The sequence below is a fragment of the Wolbachia endosymbiont of Encarsia formosa genome, from assembly GCF_039540065.1.
Lineage (GTDB): Bacteria > Pseudomonadota > Alphaproteobacteria > Rickettsiales > Anaplasmataceae > Wolbachia.
This window is the reverse complement of the sequence record NZ_CP154278.1, coordinates 983,815-1,000,217: the sequence shown is the minus strand read 5'-3', so window position 1 is coordinate 1,000,217 and position 16,403 is coordinate 983,815. Positions and strand designations below refer to the sequence as shown.

The 16,403-nt window shown below is 32.8% G+C and carries 18 protein-coding genes and 2 tRNA genes; 13 read left to right on the top strand and 7 right to left on the bottom strand.

Annotation, left to right across the window (positions count from 1 at the left end; genetic code table 11):
* Positions 1–4: 4 nt before the first annotated feature.
* Positions 5–418, bottom strand: a complete 414-nt coding sequence (gene yajC, locus AAE962_RS05400) for a preprotein translocase subunit YajC (RefSeq protein ID WP_343288880.1) — start codon at positions 416–418, stop codon at positions 5–7.
* Positions 419–548: 130 nt separating this feature from the next.
* Positions 549–625: transfer RNA gene (locus AAE962_RS05395), tRNA-Asp, on the bottom strand.
* A 181-nt stretch (positions 626–806) separates the two neighbouring features.
* On the opposite strand from AAE962_RS05395, the gene rpsB reads away from it, so the two are divergent.
* From rpsB to AAE962_RS05370, 5 genes are all read left to right on the top strand, one after another.
* Complete coding sequence (gene rpsB, locus AAE962_RS05390) at positions 807–1,622, top strand: 30S ribosomal protein S2 (protein ID WP_343289589.1); 816 nt, start codon at positions 807–809, stop codon at positions 1,620–1,622.
* Positions 1,619–2,464: a translation elongation factor Ts gene (gene tsf, locus AAE962_RS05385; RefSeq protein WP_343288879.1), complete on the top strand. Its 846-nt coding sequence runs from the start codon at positions 1,619–1,621 to the stop codon at positions 2,462–2,464. Before rpsB ends, tsf begins: the two co-directional genes overlap by 4 nt.
* On the top strand, positions 2,448–3,191 hold the full coding sequence (gene pyrH, locus AAE962_RS05380) for a UMP kinase (protein ID WP_343288878.1): 744 nt from the start codon (positions 2,448–2,450) through the stop codon (positions 3,189–3,191). Before tsf ends, pyrH begins: the two co-directional genes overlap by 17 nt.
* A 7-nt stretch (positions 3,192–3,198) precedes the next feature.
* Positions 3,199–3,756 (top strand): ribosome recycling factor, encoded by a 558-nt coding sequence (gene frr, locus AAE962_RS05375; RefSeq protein ID WP_343288877.1) that lies wholly within the window; start codon positions 3,199–3,201, stop codon positions 3,754–3,756.
* A 193-nt stretch (positions 3,757–3,949) separates the two neighbouring features.
* On the top strand, positions 3,950–4,966 hold the full coding sequence (locus AAE962_RS05370; protein ID WP_343288876.1) for a substrate-binding domain-containing protein: 1,017 nt from the start codon (positions 3,950–3,952) through the stop codon (positions 4,964–4,966).
* A 103-nt stretch (positions 4,967–5,069) separates the two neighbouring features.
* Here the strand turns inward: AAE962_RS05370 and AAE962_RS05365 are convergent, their stop codons facing one another.
* Entirely contained in the window at positions 5,070–6,365 is a 1,296-nt protein-coding gene (locus tag AAE962_RS05365) for a hypothetical protein (protein ID WP_343288875.1), read from the bottom strand.
* A 124-nt stretch (positions 6,366–6,489) separates the two neighbouring features.
* On the opposite strand from AAE962_RS05365, the gene AAE962_RS05360 reads away from it, so the two are divergent.
* A complete protein-coding gene (locus tag AAE962_RS05360; protein WP_343288874.1) occupies positions 6,490–7,947 on the top strand; it encodes a TrkH family potassium uptake protein in 1,458 nt (485 codons plus the stop codon).
* Positions 7,948–8,018: 71 nt separating this feature from the next.
* Positions 8,019–8,576, top strand: a complete 558-nt coding sequence (gene dcd, locus AAE962_RS05355; protein ID WP_343288873.1) for a dCTP deaminase — start codon at positions 8,019–8,021, stop codon at positions 8,574–8,576.
* Here the strand turns inward: dcd and AAE962_RS05350 are convergent, their stop codons facing one another.
* From AAE962_RS05350 to AAE962_RS05335, 4 genes are all read right to left on the bottom strand, one after another.
* On the bottom strand, positions 8,577–8,813 hold the full coding sequence (locus tag AAE962_RS05350) for a hypothetical protein (RefSeq protein ID WP_343288872.1): 237 nt from the start codon (positions 8,811–8,813) through the stop codon (positions 8,577–8,579).
* On the bottom strand, positions 8,791–9,084 hold the full coding sequence (locus AAE962_RS05345) for a hypothetical protein (RefSeq protein WP_343288871.1): 294 nt from the start codon (positions 9,082–9,084) through the stop codon (positions 8,791–8,793). The genes AAE962_RS05350 and AAE962_RS05345 overlap by 23 nt, the downstream gene beginning before the upstream one ends.
* A gap of 45 nt (positions 9,085–9,129) precedes the next feature.
* The gene (locus AAE962_RS05340) at positions 9,130–9,522 is read right to left on the bottom strand and encodes a hypothetical protein (protein WP_343288870.1); all 393 of its coding nucleotides are present in this window, start codon (positions 9,520–9,522) and stop codon (positions 9,130–9,132) included.
* Between the two features lie 201 nt (positions 9,523–9,723).
* A complete protein-coding gene (locus tag AAE962_RS05335) occupies positions 9,724–10,965 on the bottom strand; it encodes a metallophosphoesterase (RefSeq protein ID WP_343288869.1) in 1,242 nt (413 codons plus the stop codon).
* 190 nt (positions 10,966–11,155) lie between these two features.
* On the opposite strand from AAE962_RS05335, the gene AAE962_RS05330 reads away from it, so the two are divergent.
* The 6 genes from AAE962_RS05330 to virB11 all read left to right on the top strand — a co-directional run bounded on the left by AAE962_RS05330 (position 11,156) and on the right by virB11 (position 16,402).
* Positions 11,156–11,243 (top strand) — tRNA-Leu (locus tag AAE962_RS05330).
* A gap of 20 nt (positions 11,244–11,263) precedes the next feature.
* Positions 11,264–12,349, top strand: a complete 1,086-nt coding sequence (locus AAE962_RS05325; protein WP_343288868.1) for a GTP cyclohydrolase II — start codon at positions 11,264–11,266, stop codon at positions 12,347–12,349.
* A 72-nt stretch (positions 12,350–12,421) separates the two neighbouring features.
* Positions 12,422–13,102: a type IV secretion system protein gene (locus AAE962_RS05320; protein WP_343288867.1), complete on the top strand. Its 681-nt coding sequence runs from the start codon at positions 12,422–12,424 to the stop codon at positions 13,100–13,102.
* Complete coding sequence (gene virB9, locus AAE962_RS05315; protein ID WP_343289588.1) at positions 13,089–13,880, top strand: P-type conjugative transfer protein VirB9; 792 nt, start codon at positions 13,089–13,091, stop codon at positions 13,878–13,880. The genes AAE962_RS05320 and virB9 overlap by 14 nt, the downstream gene beginning before the upstream one ends.
* Before the next feature lie 16 nt (positions 13,881–13,896).
* Positions 13,897–15,408 (top strand): TrbI/VirB10 family protein, encoded by a 1,512-nt coding sequence (locus AAE962_RS05310; protein WP_343288866.1) that lies wholly within the window; start codon positions 13,897–13,899, stop codon positions 15,406–15,408.
* Position 15,409: 1 nt separating this feature from the next.
* Positions 15,410–16,402: a P-type DNA transfer ATPase VirB11 gene (gene virB11, locus AAE962_RS05305; protein WP_343288865.1), complete on the top strand. Its 993-nt coding sequence runs from the start codon at positions 15,410–15,412 to the stop codon at positions 16,400–16,402.
* Position 16,403 lies beyond the last annotated feature (1 nt).

The window sequence follows — 16,403 nt, the reverse complement described above, 5'->3', positions numbered from 1 at the left end:
TAAATTATGAAGCATTTTTGTCTTTTTTACTTTCCTCTAGTTTATTTTTCTTGCCATTCTTTTCAACTTTGCTTTTTTCAATATATTTAGCTACTGGCTTTTGAATTTCTTTATTTAAGATTTCAGATATAGCAGACTTTAGGATTTTTATTTCAATTTTTGGTGCTATTTCTAGTATTAGTTGTGCATTTACTTCGTCAACTTTGTTTACTTCACCTATTATTCCACTAGAAGTAATAACCGTATCACCACGTTTTATTTGATCTATCATCCTTCTATGTTCTTTTAGTTTTTTGTGATTGGGGCGAATAATGATAAAATAAAATACTACAAATATTAAAATGAGTGGAATAAAGCTAGCAACAGATGCTGATACATTGTTAGTCGCATCTGCCGCAAAAACCTCAGAAATGAACATATTTAATCCCAATTATTAACGATAAAGTTAAATAGATTAAGCAGCAATTACAATATCATGTCAAGTCTCTGAAAGAAATTAATTCAAATTAATAAGAAACTTAAGTAATTTTAAGGTGTTTCTGCTGTAATGGCGGGAGTGATGAGACTTGAACTCACGACCTCATGCGTGACAGGCATGCGCTCTAACCAACTGAGCTACACCCCCCATTGCTTTTTAACGTTTGCAATCTTAAAGCTAATCAACGTGTTGCTACTTGTCAATATTTTTTGTTTGCGCTTTTTTGTCTTTTTTATTACTATGTAAATAACTTAATTTCACACATGGCTTATGCAAGTAGTCCCGTTAGGGTTATGCCATGGAGGATAAACTATTTGGAGGAGTAAATATGACAAATTTGCCTAAAGTCACTATACGTGATTTAGCTGAATATGGTGTGCATTTTGGCCATAAAACTAGTCGCTGGAATGCGAAAATGGCCCCATATATATATGGTGTACATCAACAGAATCGTATACACATAATAGACTTACGAAAAACATTACCATTGTTAGAGGCGGCTATGAAAGCTTTATACGATGTTGCATCTCAAGATGGTCGCATTTTATTTGTTGGTACGAAATTTCAAGCTTTAGATATTGTTGCAAGTGAAGCGGTTCGTTGTGGTCAATATTATGTAAATGATCGATGGCTTGGTGGTATGCTTACTAATTGGAACACTGTTTCTTCTTCGATAAAAACTTTGATACAATATGAGAAAATATTAAATGATGAAGATAGTATCTTAACAAAAAAAGAATTAGGAAATATTGAAAAGAAAAGAAAAAAGCTTGATAAAGAATTGGGTGGCATTAGAGAAATGGGAGCAGTTCCTGATATTTTATTCATTATTGATACTAACAAAGAGCATATAGCGGTTAAAGAGGCTAAAAAATTAGGTATTCCTGTAGTTGGAGTACTTGATACCAATTCTGACCCAGATGATATTGCCTATCCTATATCAGGAAATGATGATTCAAGAAAATCAATAGAGCTATACTGTAAATTAGCTGCTGATTCTATATTAGCTGGAATAGAGTCTAGTTTGACAAGGTCTAGAGTTAAGGATGATGAGCTTATTCAAGAAAAAGAAGGGGGTATTGTACAAACTAAAAAGAAGCGTATGAAGGATGAAACAGAAAGGGAGGTAGTAGTAAGTAAATGAAGATGGATTCAAGTAGTATAAGGGAATTACGCGATAGAACAGGGCTTGGCTTAAGCGATTGTAAGAAAGCGTTAGAAGAGTGTGATGGTGATATTAAGAAAGCCGTTGATAGGTTACGTACAATAGGATTTGCTAAAGCTGACAAAAAGTCTGATAGAGTAGCTTCAGATGGGCTTATTGCTATGTGCTTGGCTAAAAATTATGGTGTATTGGTTAAAGTTAATTGTGAAACTGATTTTGTTGCTAGAAATGAGAAGTTCATAGCATTAGTTTCAAATTTAGCATCAATTTCTTGTCAAGAACGTTGTACTAATCTTGATGAGTTAAAAAATGCCAAATATCAAGATGTTGGTACAGTGCAGGAAGCTATTATGAGTGGTACATCGGTTCTTGGTGAGAAGTTAGAGTTAAGCAATCTTTGCTACCTAGAGACTGAGGATGGGATTATTGCTGGCTATGTACATGGTGATGTGCATGGCTTAGGTAAGATTGGTGCTTTAGTAGCATTGCAATCATCTGGTGATAAACAAGAGATTGGAAAGCAAATAGCTATGCATGTAGTTGCTATGAAACCTGAAGCTTTATCTATAGATGATTTAGATCAAGAAAAATTAAACAATGAGCGTTCTATAATTGAGGAGCAAGTAAAGAGCTTAAATAAACCTGAAGAGGTAGCGAAAAAAATAGTAGATGGACGAATGGCTAAATACTATGAAGAAGTTGTTCTGCTAGAGCAGAAGTTTATAAAAGATGATAAAATGAAGATTGCTGATTTTATAGAATCAAGTGCTGTTAAATTAGCTAATTATAAGTTACTTACTTTGGATGATGCAAATAAGTAACAAAACTTCAGAAGTAAAATACCCCAGAGTGTTATTCAAAATCTCTGGGGAGGCTTTGATGGGATCAAAGCTATTTGGCCATGATATGGAAGTGATAGATAAACTATCCAAAGACATAGTTGAAGTTTGTAATCTCGGAGTTCAAGTTTGTATTGTTGTTGGTGGTGGGAATATTTTTCGTGGTGCATCAGCATCTTTAAGTGGCTGTGAAAGAGCAAGCAGTGATTATATTGGAATGCTTGGCACTGTCATTAATGCTTTAATTTTGCAGAATTTTTTAGAAAAAAGCTCTATAGTTTCTAGGGTATTATCTGCTATACCTATGACTACCATATGTGAGCCTTATATAAGAAGGAAGGCTATTCATCATTTAGAAAAAGGTAGAGTTGTCATTTTTGCAGCAGGTACAGGTAACCCATTTTTTACCACAGATACATCTGCAGCTCTACGTGCTGTTGAAATGAATTGTGATGTTATTCTAAAAGGTACGCAAGTAAGAGGTGTATATTCTGCTGATCCAAAAAAAAATGAGGATGCTGTGATGTATGATAGGCTTTCTTATACAGATTTGCTAACTCGTGATTTAAAAGTTATGGATGCATCAGCAATTTCACTTGCTCGTGAGAATTCTATCCCGATTATAGTTTTTTCTTTAAAAAGAGAAAAAATGGTCGATATTATTAAGGGTCAAGGTACTTATACTATAGTATCAGATTATAAACATTAGGTAATTTATGTTAAACGAAATAAAAGCTAAAACAAAAGAAAGAATGCTAAAAACTATTCAGTCTTTTCATGATGATATGAAAGGTGTACGTACTGGTAGAGCTAACTCATCATTACTTGATGGTATAGTTGTAAATATCTATGGTGGACATCAAAAACTGAACCAAGTTGCAGGCGTTTCAGCTATAGATAACAAAACTCTATCAGTTAAAGTTTGGGATGCTACTGTTATCGGTGAAGTAAAAAATGCGATAATCAATGCTAACCTGAATTTAAATCCTGTTGTTGAAGGAAATACTATACGTATAGTTCTTCCAGACTTAACGCAAGAAACTCGTGAAAAATTAGTGAAATTATTGCATCAATTTTCTGAAAATGCACGAGTTGCAATTAGAAATATACGCAGAGATGTTATGGAAGAAATAGAGGAAATGAAGAAAAATAAGGAAATCTCAGAAGATGATTTTCATGTTGCCAAAAAGGAAATACAAAACATTACTGATGATAATGTAAAAAAAGTCTATGATGACTTATCTATTAAAGAAAAGGATATATTACATCATTAAGTTAATATGGAAGAATTCTTCAGTATTGAAAAACATAAGAGTATTTGATACAGGTGTAATTGTATGAATGCTGTGATTCAGATCTCATCATTACGCACACATTTGATCGTTATACCTTCTAAAATCTAGAAAAAAAAGCTTTTCAGTTTGATTTTTATTACGATAATTAACTTTACACTCTTGAGCAAAAACGATGCTGAAACGCTTTTTCCTTATTTTTGCATTTGTATTACTCGTGCCACTTTCAGATGCTGATGCCAGAAAATATATCAGAATTGTTGGATCTTCAACTGTTTTTCCTTTTATCTCATTTGTATCTGAGGAATTCAGTCGTATATTTCACTTTAAAACTCCAGTTGTAGAATCGATAGGAAGTGGATCAGGGTTCAAAATGTTTTGTTCAGGAATAGGGAAAGGCACACCAGATATCACCACTTCATCTCGCCCTATGAAGGAAGTAGAGAGAGAATTATGCAAAAGAAATAAAGTGAATGAAGTAATAGAGATCATAATCGGCTATGATGGAATTGTTATTGCAAATTCAAATCAAAGCCATAGATTTGATTTTACAAAAAATGACCTGTTTGAAACTTTATCTTCATATTCTGAAGACAATGATAGATTAGTAAAGAATAACAAGAAATTTTGGTCTGATGTAAATCAAGCTCTACCAAAAACAGAAATTAAAATCTATGGTCCACATCAAAATACAGGTACACATGAAACTTTGATTAATTTTATTATGCTTGATCAATATTCATGCATGAACTCAAGGATTTTCAAAGAGAATTATCAAGACCAAGAAAAAAGAAAGAAAGCATGTAGTAATATCAGAGATGATGGAAGGTATATAGAAGTTGGAATTAATGAAAACATAATAATACAAAAATTGAAGAGCAATAAAAATGCTTTAGGAATATTTAGCTTCAGCTTTTTAGCGAAAAACCAAGATGAGATTCAAGGAAGCACAATCGCAGGAATTGAGCCAACTTATAAAAATATATCATCGGGGGAGTATATGTTAGCAAGGCCTTTATATCTTTATATAAAGAAAGAACACTTAGATACTGTTGATGGATTAAGGGAATTCATTAGAGAAGTTGTAGACTCTATTAGTACTGAAGGTGGATATTTATCTAGGCTTGGCTTAATTCCACTTTCAAGCGAAAATATAAAAAAAGTCTTGGAAAAGGTTCGTGATATAATATGATGACTTTGATATTTTTTTTATTCTGGATACTAGGTTAAAAATAGAACGTTTAAATTTCTTGTTTTTATTGTTATCATACTTAGATTTCCTAAGAACTTATTTACTACAAAATACAACAAGTTCTATTTATTTGAGAAAGTTGTGCGTCTTGTAGAACAGATTTTGTTGTAGGTTTCTCTGTAGCTATTTCAAGGTTTTCTTCTATGCTTTTTTGTTCTGTGTAATCTTTAACTTCTTGAATGAAATCTTCAAGCCACTTCTCACTACCTATCTTAGCATGTCGTTGTTGCTCACCTTTAAGAAGTTTTATTACAGATGCATCTTGATTTTCAGGAGCTCTTTGATTTTTAAGCCACAAGTAACGAATATCAGGAGAAGCGTTCTTCAAATGAGCTTCAAAGGTTGCTTTTGTGTTTTTTGTACTTTCTTCTTGTTGATCTTGATGGAATTTAAACCAGAAATCGCGAATATCAGGAGAAGCTTTATCCCAAAGAAGTTTAGTAATTTCTTTTATATTTCTCAGATCTTCTTGTTTCAATCCTTTACCATCACCTATATATCGTTTATTAAGACCAACTTGCAGAGGATAAAGTAAAAGGGTAGTTTTGCTCTGTGAATGTATAGGTCTATTTAAAATCATTGCTAGATTTGTATCATAATCTTCTAATACTGCTTTAACTTTTTTAACATCTAAATAATCTATTGCTTCACATAATTTGCAATGAAGGGTACCTATTCTTCCTAAATTTTCCACTTTTTGCATAGCTCTATCACGAATATCATTTTTCTGATGAGATTCTTCATAAGTTCGTTTGGTAGCTTTTTCAGTGCACTTTATATTATAATTCTCAATTTCTGGAATAAATTTTTTAACATCAAAATTTGAACTATAATTAGCTGATTTGATTGCACTATCACTCAAGAAGACACGAGTGTTTTTATCAGCTTTATCCCAAAATGCCTTAATGATATCTCCTTCTTGTTTTAAAATAGCAAAATCTAGGATAGTATAATTATCATCGAACTTACTCCTTAAAACCTTTTGGGTATAATCTACATTCTCCTCAGAATTAATTTTTTTGAGTATGTTTAGGACTTCTCGAAGATTGCTATTCACAACTGCAAGACGTAATGAATTTTTAGTTTCTTTACGCTTATTCCATAAAGCATCAGTGTATTTATTAGCTTTCTGCTGAAGTGTCTGAATGATTTCTTCATTTCCTATGTATTTAGCAACATCAAAGATTGTACAACCACTCGGGAATTGGCTTCTCAAAATTTTTTGCACATCACTATTAGAATTACTATTGAATATATTCTGAATCTCTTGAAGACTCTCATTAAAAATTGCAAGATACAATGAATCTCGAATTTCTTTTTGTCTGCCAGTTAATAACATACCTTACCTCTACCTCTTATGGCAAATTTAGCGCTATAATTATACGTGTTTATAATCAAGTCAAGAGAAAAAATTAGCAAAGCGGTTGAAGTTTTAATAACATATAGCTTTCACAGTACTGTCTATGGAAAGTCTGCAAGTTTTACGTTCAATTGCGTTTATTGTGGGAATTTTTCTATTGTTGTTTGGCGTAGCAATGCTTATTCCTGCTATTACTAATAATTATCTAGGTTACGAATGGAAAAATTTTCTGGTTGGATTTATAGTTACCTGCACATTTAGTGCAATTTTTATTTTATTGGGTAAACTAAGTAAGTTACATGGAATGCCGGCAATTTTTGCGATTACTACCTGTACCTGGATTGTATTATCTCTATTTGCAGCTATTCCATTCTATCTTGATAGTCTAAGCTACGTTGATGCACTATTTGAAGCAGTATCTGGGATTACAACCACAGGGGCAACTGTGCTCAGCGAAATTGAACAACAATCTCCAGGGATACTACTGTGGAGAGCAATGCTGCATGGTATAGGAGGATTTGGAATAATTACAGTAGGAATTGCAATTTTTCCCATATTTAAGGTTTTGAGCTTAAATAATTTACTCTATTCTGAGTACTCAGATGCTCTTAAAAGAAAGTTACCACATACGCGAAGCGTAGTAATACATATTGCAGAAATATATTACTGCCTAATTTTATTGTGCATATTTTCCTACTATCTAGCTGGCATGCCATTATTTGACGCAGTATGTCAAGGAATGTCCGCTGTATCAACTGGTGGATTTGCTAACTATAACGATTCTATAGGCTACTACAATAACCCTATATTGGAGGTCATAACAATTATCTTTATGATTTTAGGCTCTTTACCTTTTCTGAGCTATTTAAAAATTATAAGACGATTAGACGTTTGTTATGATGAACAGGTCTCTTACTTTATTAAGATAGTTGTTATCTCATCTTTGCTTGCTTGTTTTTGGTTATATAAAAATTTTGACTTAGGAGTATTTTTATCATTTAGGTACAGCACATTCACCATTACCTCCTTTATCACATCAACTGGCTATGTAATGTGCAACTACTTGAATTGGAGCTTTATTTCAGTCTTAGCTTTCTTTTTAGCTTTTATTGGTGGATGTGGTGGTTCTGCTAGTGGTGGAATCAAAATCTTCCGTTTAGTCATTTTTCTAAAGTCTATAAGGAATTACTTTAGCTCTTTATTAAATCCAAGTGAAAGCGATAGAGTAAAACTCAATGGTAAAATACTGGAAAATGATGAAGTTCAATCCGTCTTTACGTTTTTTGCGATTTACATGTTAACGTTCACTATATCATCAATAGTGATGTCTTACTTGAGCAATGCAGACTTTATAACTAGCATCAGCTCTGTTTCTGCAATGCTTACAAATTCTGGCCCAGGATTTAGTAACCTCATAGGTCCTTCAGGTAATTATTCCTCCTTTAGTGGTGGAGTAAAGCTATTTCTATCGTTTTTGATGCTGCTTGGCAGGCTTGAAATATTGCCAATTTATTTTTGTATAGGTAGTTTATACTGGAAACTTTGCCATTCCAGAGTGTAACGCTAATTCAGGTTTACATTTAAATTCTATTACATATTATTATAAGTATTACAAAACTTTAAAGGACAATTATGGCAGTTATGCCAGATAAATGGATAAGGGAAAAGGCTGAAAACTCTAGAATGATAGAGCCTTTTGTGAATCATAAAAGCAGTAAGGGTGTTGTATCTTTCGGATTATCATCTTATGGCTATGATGCAAGAGTTAGTAATAAGTTTAAGATTTTTACTAATGTTAATTCAGCTATTGTAGACCCCAAGAATTTTTCTGATAATAGTTTCATAGATAAGGAAACAGATGTATGTATAATCCCACCAAATAGTTTTGTACTTGCCAGCACGGTGGAATATTTTCGTATACCAAGGAATGTACTGGTAATTTGTGTTGGCAAATCAACTTATGCAAGATGTGGTATTGTAGTAAATGTCACCCCTTTAGAACCTGGATGGGAAGGTCACGTCACACTTGAATTCTCTAACACTACTCCACTTCCTGCAAAAATTTACGCTAATGAAGGAGCATGCCAATTTGTGTTTTTAAGCGGCGAAAGTGAGTGTGAGAAGTCATATGATGATATGAAAGGAAAATATATGAATCAGTGTGGAATCACTTTGCCGATGGTGAAGTGATTACTTTATAAAGTAAGATATTGTTGGTTTATATTGAAGATTACCAAAATACTCTTTTATTAGTTCATCACATCTTTTATCGCCTAAAACTGCACGTGCAGAGTGATTTTTAAATGATTCTATAAAGCTAATAAAGAAATTTGTAGAAGGATTACTTAAAGCTTCTGCAACTTCTTTTTTTTCTTTATCATTGGAAAGCCGATTAAATAATTCTTCACCTTTTTTTTTGTAGATCATTTTCAAATTCTTGTTTTACAGTAGCCTTATCCGCTCTTTGCAAGAAGAAAAATTCTTCAAAAGTGTACAAGGAAGAGACAATATTGTTAAAGGTACCAGTAAAACATGCACTGCCAACAAGTACTCCATATTCTGTTTGCGATTCTACTAAATGTTTAACCAGTTGATATTTTCTCTGTGATATTCGGGTATTAATATCTATATTATCATCAGCACTTTTTTTATTTTCATCTTTACAAGCTTTCCAAACCAAATTTAAAACTTGCTTCAATGTTAATCCGCTTCCACTATGTGTATCAGGGTTGTTTTTTATACGCTACAAGCACTTAAGTGCATGTTTTTTCTCATCTTCTGTGAGTTGATCTTTATCCACAGCTTTTTCTATGCCATTTGCTATGCACTCTAACTGATCAATAAATCCTTCTATTTCCTCTATAAACTTATCATCAACATCAGGCTCGCCATAGTTTTCTTTTAGCTTTTGAACGTTAATATTAATTGCATCATTTACATTAGTATCATGCGTTGTTTGTGGGACACGCACTGCCTCCATAAATGTTTCAGTTCTTTGCTCTAACCATTCTGGTAATTTTCCTCCTGCAAGAACATATAGCTTACTCAATGCTTGAGCGACTAGAGTTAACGCTATGACAAAAACAATAAATGCTATGAGTAATACTACAGCTAAACCAATGACTAGCCATCTCACAGGGGCTAGTAAAATATCTCTTGCCTTTTTAAATTTCTACGTTCTTTGTATGTTATATGGTGTATTTACTGCTACTGGCATAATTAATTTTAAATACTCTTACTACCATTAACATACTATATTTCTCTTATTTTGTCAACTCACATTTCTACTTCTCTACTTTTTCTCGGTAAGGTCAGTAATCGATAACAACAAATAGTCCTAATTTAAATTTGTTTTGAGTTTAAAGTCTTTCGTTAAGTTTGCATAATACATTTCCTTATTATCTTGGTTATAGAAAGTAAATTTGTGATCATCTAAACTTAATATTGCAAAGCCAAAGCCGAAAAAATTTCTAACTTCGTGTGCTAAGTAATTTCTACTATTTGGATAGTTAAATTCTACATTTTGATAAACAGGTTCTTGATCTTGAGCGTGTAATAATGCACCGCCGTTTCCAACTATAATCTGATCTGGAACATTATCCATTAATAAAATCTGGGCTATATGAATGTGGCCAGAAACTACGGTAGTAACATTGCTTGGAAATTTATCTCCAAAAGCTTCAATTTGTGTAAGATTACCATGGCTTTTTAATGTCAAAAATTCTTTTTTTGGAGATCTCCAAAGCGGTTTATGAGTCAAAAACCACGTGGGCTTATCTTGTATCAATTTATCAAACTGCCTCTCAAAAGCATCAACTGTGCTTTGGGTTGTAAAAATTTCCTCACCGGATGAAGAGTCGAAGATAAAAAACTTCATCGGCCCAGCATCTAAGAACCAACTGGAAATAAGATCTTCACATTTTTTAGGGAAAAAGGGGTATGAATCTAAATATCTGAACCATCCTTCATAAGCTCTATTACAACTCTCATGATTTCCACGAACAAAAAGAAAAGGAGATTGTGTTAAAATATCTTTTGCAGGCTCAAACCAATCAGCGTACCAAGCTTCTTTGCTATATCCGTAAATATCGCCGCACTTTTTTGTGTTTCTACATTTTGTTTGTCTATAATGATAATCACCAACATGGATAATTAAATCTGGTTTATGAAAAGAGATTGAATCTAGATTTTTTTTCAAAGGCCAGTTATCTACAGAATTACATTCTTGCTGAAATAGCATATTTATTCTACATCCTGTATCGCCAATGAAGGCAATTTTGCTGATCTTTTCTGCTAATACGGGAACTTTTATATTATCAATGCTTATATTTTGAGCATTTGTTTCTACTATCAGTTCACAAACTGTTTCGGTATTGTTAATTGAGCTGCGACTTAGCATTTCTACTGCCTTATTATCGACGTAAGCAATGGGACACATGTTATTGTCTATAATCGCACGTATGCTTAATTTATTTTCTGGAATGATTTGAGACCATGTATACAATATTTGTGCATGAGTGGGGTAAAAGCTAATTGTAAGAGATAGAATTAAAAAAATGAAGATATTAGCTATTTTCATTTGTATAAAGACCTAAATTAAGAATTAGTAGCAAGATTATCTTAAATGATTAAAGTTTGTAACCATAAAATTCATAGTTAAATTATACAGGTATTTCCTAAATTATCCTAGTACCAGATTGACACTTTAGATGAAAAATCCTAAAATGATTAAGTAATTTAAAGTAATTATATAGAAACTAGAATAAAGTGCGGTCGTGGTGGAATTGGTAGACACGCAGCGTTGAGGTCGCTGTGGCTCACAAAGCCTTGGAAGTTCAAGTCTTCTCGACCGCACCAAGTTGTTTGGTGTAGGTGAAATGTTTATAGGAAATCAAAGTAGCAATAAGGTAGAAAGAGCTATCAGCGAAATCAGGCGTGGTCTTCCAATTTTAATATATGATGATGAAAATAACTATCTATTGCTTGCTGCTGCTGAAACTTTAGAAAAAAATTTATTTAGTCAATATAAGCTTATATCAGGTAATGTATATGTTACTTTGACTGCAAGTAAGGTAAAATACATATGTCAGAGTAAAGAACATAGTAGCAAACGTCTATTGATAAGCAATTTTGATGAACTGCTCCATTTAATAAACTGTTCAAAGGAAGATAGCATAAAAGAATTGCAATTCTCAAAGACAATAGATGCGTATGCTGTTGCCTTGCTTAAGTTCTCAGAGTTATTGCCATACGCATTAGTGGCTGATATGACTTTTGAGAATAAACATGAAATGCAAAATTGGTGTGAAGAAAATGACATTATTGCACTAAATACGTTACTTGTGAATGATTTTCAACGAAATCATAGTGTGTATGAAGTGTGCAAAACATCATTATTTTTAAAGCAGACTCAAGAAGTAGATATCATATCTTATAGAACCAAAAGTGGCGGAAGAGAACATTATGCAATTATCATTGGCAATCCAGATAAAGATAATGAGCCATTAGTGAGAATTCATTCTTCATGCTATACAGGAGACTTATTAGACAGCTTATCATGTGATTGCAGAAGCCAGTTACATCAAGCGATTCAAATAATGACTGACTTTGGGAATGGCATTATATTATACTTGATGCAAGATGGGAGAGGTATTGGTTTGACTAATAAGCTAAGAGCATACAGTATGCAAAGAAAATATAATCTTGATACTGTTGATGCAAATAGAGTATTGGGTTTTGAAGATGATGAAAGGAGCTTTGCTGTTGCAGCTAAAATACTTAAGAAATTGAACATTAACAAAATACAATTACTTACAAACAATGGTAGAAAGTTATCAGAGTTGAAAAATAACGATATAGAAGTTACAAATTGTATACCACTTATTATGGAACGCAATGAATATAATGATTCATATATGGAAACAAAATTTGGCAAGTTAGGCCATGGATTAAGGGTTTATTAGCTTTTTTGTTATAACTACTTTGTTAGCTTGCTATGTTAATTAATATAAGTTAAGATTTTTAAGAATATTGAGATGCTGAAATTTTTAAAACAAGAAAAAAGTAATGAGTCATTAGATAAGGATATAAATTGGAATTCAAGTCGCTATAGCACAGTTGTTGCTCAGAGAAATACTTTATTTTTATTTACATTAATATTACTAGTTGCAATTTCTGTAAGCATATTAGCTATATTTAAAATTAGCACAAGTAGCACTATTGAGCCATTCGTTATAGAAATTGACAAAAAGTCAGGAATAGTGCAGTTGGTTGATCCTGTTACAGTAAAACAATATTCTGCAAATGAAACTCTGAGAGATTATTTTATTTCAGAGTATATAAAAGCAAGGGAAGTTTTTGACCCGTATAATTATAATTATAATTATTATACAAAAGTAAGGTTGTTTTCTTCGCCTAGTGTATATAGTGAATTTAGCAATTATATAAAATCGCAGAATATGAATGACCTTTTTAATTTATATTCATATGCTAAAGGTGAGTTGAAAATTCGTTCAATTCAAAAATTAGGTAACGATGCTCTTCAAGTGAGATTTTCTATAGAATTTACACGAAAAGATGGAAATTCCTCAAGGAAAAATAAGATAGTTGTGATGTCGTATAAATATGCATCGCTTGAAATGAATGGTCAGCAAAGATATATTAACCCGTTAGGGTTTCAAGTTATTTCATATAGAGTAGATGATGAATATGTGTAGGATATTGTTAGTTTTAGCTTTACTAATAAGTGGCAACTTAAATGCATCTATTAATAATAAACCTATTTCTGTAGATAGTAGAATAAAGACTTTTGTATATAGCCCTAATGAGGTGTTTACAGTAATTTTTAGTCAAGGTTACTATTCTTATATTGAGTTTGCAGCAGGGGAAAAAGTCAAAAATATTGCTGTTGGTGATGCATCAAGTTGGAAAATTAATCCTTATGATAATAAACTGCTTGTCATGCCATTTGAAGTCAGTAGTCGCACTAACATGATTATTACGACAACTAAAAAGAGAAATTACATTTTTGATCTAATTTCAAGACCAAATTACGATAAATACCCAGATAATGATGCTAAAAAAGTGGATCATGATTATTCCGTTGAAAAGGATATATCTTACGTAATACGTTTTTATTATCCTCAAGAAGAAGATGAATTTGATGTTGATTTAGATGAGGTTTCTTTACCTACTCAAATGCAATACATTACAGAAAAGCCAGAAAAAATAATACAAGAAAATAATACGAGGTACAACTATACATATATTGATGAAGGTGGTAACGTAGATATAGTTCCAATTGAGTTATTCGATGATGGTTATTTAACCTATTTAAAGTTTAGAAATAGTAATAAAATTCCTCAGATTTTTATAGAAGGCGAATCCTGTAAAAGGCTGTTATTTGATGATTATGTTGTAATAAAAGGAGTACATAAAAAGCTATTAATGCGTTATGAAGGTAGTGAAGTTGAAGTTATAAATAGGTCACTTTAGTTGTGGTACATATAATATGAGTAAAGAAAGGCATAATATTGTAGAAGATGAATCAGAGATAGAAAGCAAGGTAGTAACAGTTGGCTATAATCAAGGTTATAAGGCATTGATGGTAGTTATGGTAGCGCTCTTAGTTGGTGGAGTGTACTATCTTTATTTTAGTCCTTCTAATAAAGAGGGTCCAGAGATTGTTAAAAAAGAGGAAACAAAGCAAAACATTCAAGAATTGAAAGGAAAGTTAGAACAAGTTCCAGATAATGTAGTAGTTTCCGAGAGGATAGCAACTGATCTCTTGCCACCCTTACCTCCTCTTCCTATTCCACAAGTCATACCAGAAGTAAAACAAATCAAAAAAGAGGAAGTGACAAAAAAAGAAGATCAACTAAAAGAAATTCCCTTGTCAAATATACCTGTTTTACCAAAGCAAAATTTTCCTTCTGGTAATGTTATTAGCAATTTGCCTACTTCATTTCCTACAATAGGGGGTGGCGGTTATCCTAGAGACAGACGTAGTGCACAAATGTTAGCAATTTCAGGTAGTAGTGGGGAAGGTAAAGCTACAGATGCTGTTTTATCCAATACCTCAGCACAATCGAGCAAAGCTACCAAAGCTGAAAAGCTTGGTTTAATGATTATTCAAGGTAAAGTTATTGACGCTATTCTTGAAACTGCAATAAGTTCTGACTTACAAGGAATGCTCCGTGCTGTTGTTAGTAGAGACGTTTATGCAGAAACTGGTGATACAATTTTAATACCAAAAGGTTCAAGGTTAATAGGTGGTTATTCATTTGACTCAAACGTTGCAAAAGCCCGCGTGAACATAAATTGGAATAGGATCATTCTTCCTCATGGTATAGATGTTGCTATTGCATCATCTGGTACCGATGAGCTTGGAAGGGCAGGGATAGCTGGAATAGTTGATAATAAAATAGCAAGTGCATTATTCTCTTCAGTGGCACTTGCTGGTGTTTCGATTGGTTCAGCTGTTGTAGGAGAAAAAGCCTCTAATCTTATCGATGCGCTAACTGCCATGGATGCAGTGAAGTCTATTACTGCAACTGAAATAGATATTTCTTCTCTCAAAGGGGATATTGTTGAGAGATTGGAGAATTCTATAAAAACTGAAGTTGGGAAGGTAGGAGACGAAAAATGGAAATTGGGTGTTAGGGCTATTGAAAAAATTCGAAATGGTAAAAGTGATCAGGATTTGCTGAGAATAATAAAGGAAGAAATAGTAAGTGTGATAAAAAGTTCTGGAGCTAGTGGAGTTGATACAATTACTAGTGACAATATCGGTATAACTTTAGACGATGTACGTCAACTGTTGAGGCAAACTCAGAAAAGAAGCAAATCTGTTTATGATGAAGCAATTGGGAAGTCAATCAATGATTTTTCCAAAGACATGCGAGATATAGTTGATAGGAGTGTAGATAAAAAACCAACTATTTATGTTAATCAAGGAACTGCATTGAAAGTATTTGTTAACCAAGATATAGTATTTCCTCCACAGTCAATATTAAATAACTGAAATGAACTATGCTGCACTTGATACATACTTGGAGCCATTACAAGGGATATTTCAAGAGGAAGGTGTAAATGAAATATCAATAAATAAACCGAAGGAAGTATGGATTGAAAATCGCGGTGAAATAAGATGCGAAAAGTTAGAAATATTTGATCTTAATCATTTAAAATCTCTTAGCAGGTTGATTGCTCAAGCTACAGAACAAAAACTGAGCGAAGAGACACCGCTGCTTTCAGCTACATTACCAAATGGTTATCGTATACAGATAGTGTTTCCTCCAGCATGTGAGCCTGATAAAGTAGTCATTTCAATTCGTAAACCTTCTTCTATGCAATTGGCATTGGATGATTATGAAAAAATGGGGGCTTTTTCTGAAACTGTTATAGGAGTGAACGATAATACAGTAGATCGTCACCTAGATTTGCTACTGAAACAAAAAAAAATAAAAGAGTTTTTAGAATATGCTGTAATAAATAAGAAAAATATCATAATTAGTGGTGGAACTTCCACTGGTAAAACCACTTTTACTAATGCTACTTTGCGTGCTATTCCATCTGAAGAAAGAATTATTACTGTTGAAGATGCAAGAGAGATAGTTTTGAATGATCATCCGAATAGAGTACATCTTATTGCTTCTAAAGGAGGGCAGGGCAGAGCAAAAGTAACCACTCAAGATTTGATAGAAGCGTGCTTACGTTTAAGACCAGACAGAATAATAGTTGGTGAGCTCCGTGGAGCGGAAGCTTTTAGTTTTATCAGGGCAATAAACACTGGCCACCCAGGGTCAATATCAACTCTTCATGCGGATAGTCCGGCAATGGCTCTTGAGCAAATAAAACTTATGGTTATGCAAGCAAATCTTGGCATTCCCCCAGATCAGATCATACCATACATTAGAAATGTAATTGACATTGTTATTCAACTCAAAAGGACCAGTGGTGGAAAAAGAAGCATTTCTGAAATATTATTTACTAGATCTTCAAATGAAAATACTTAAA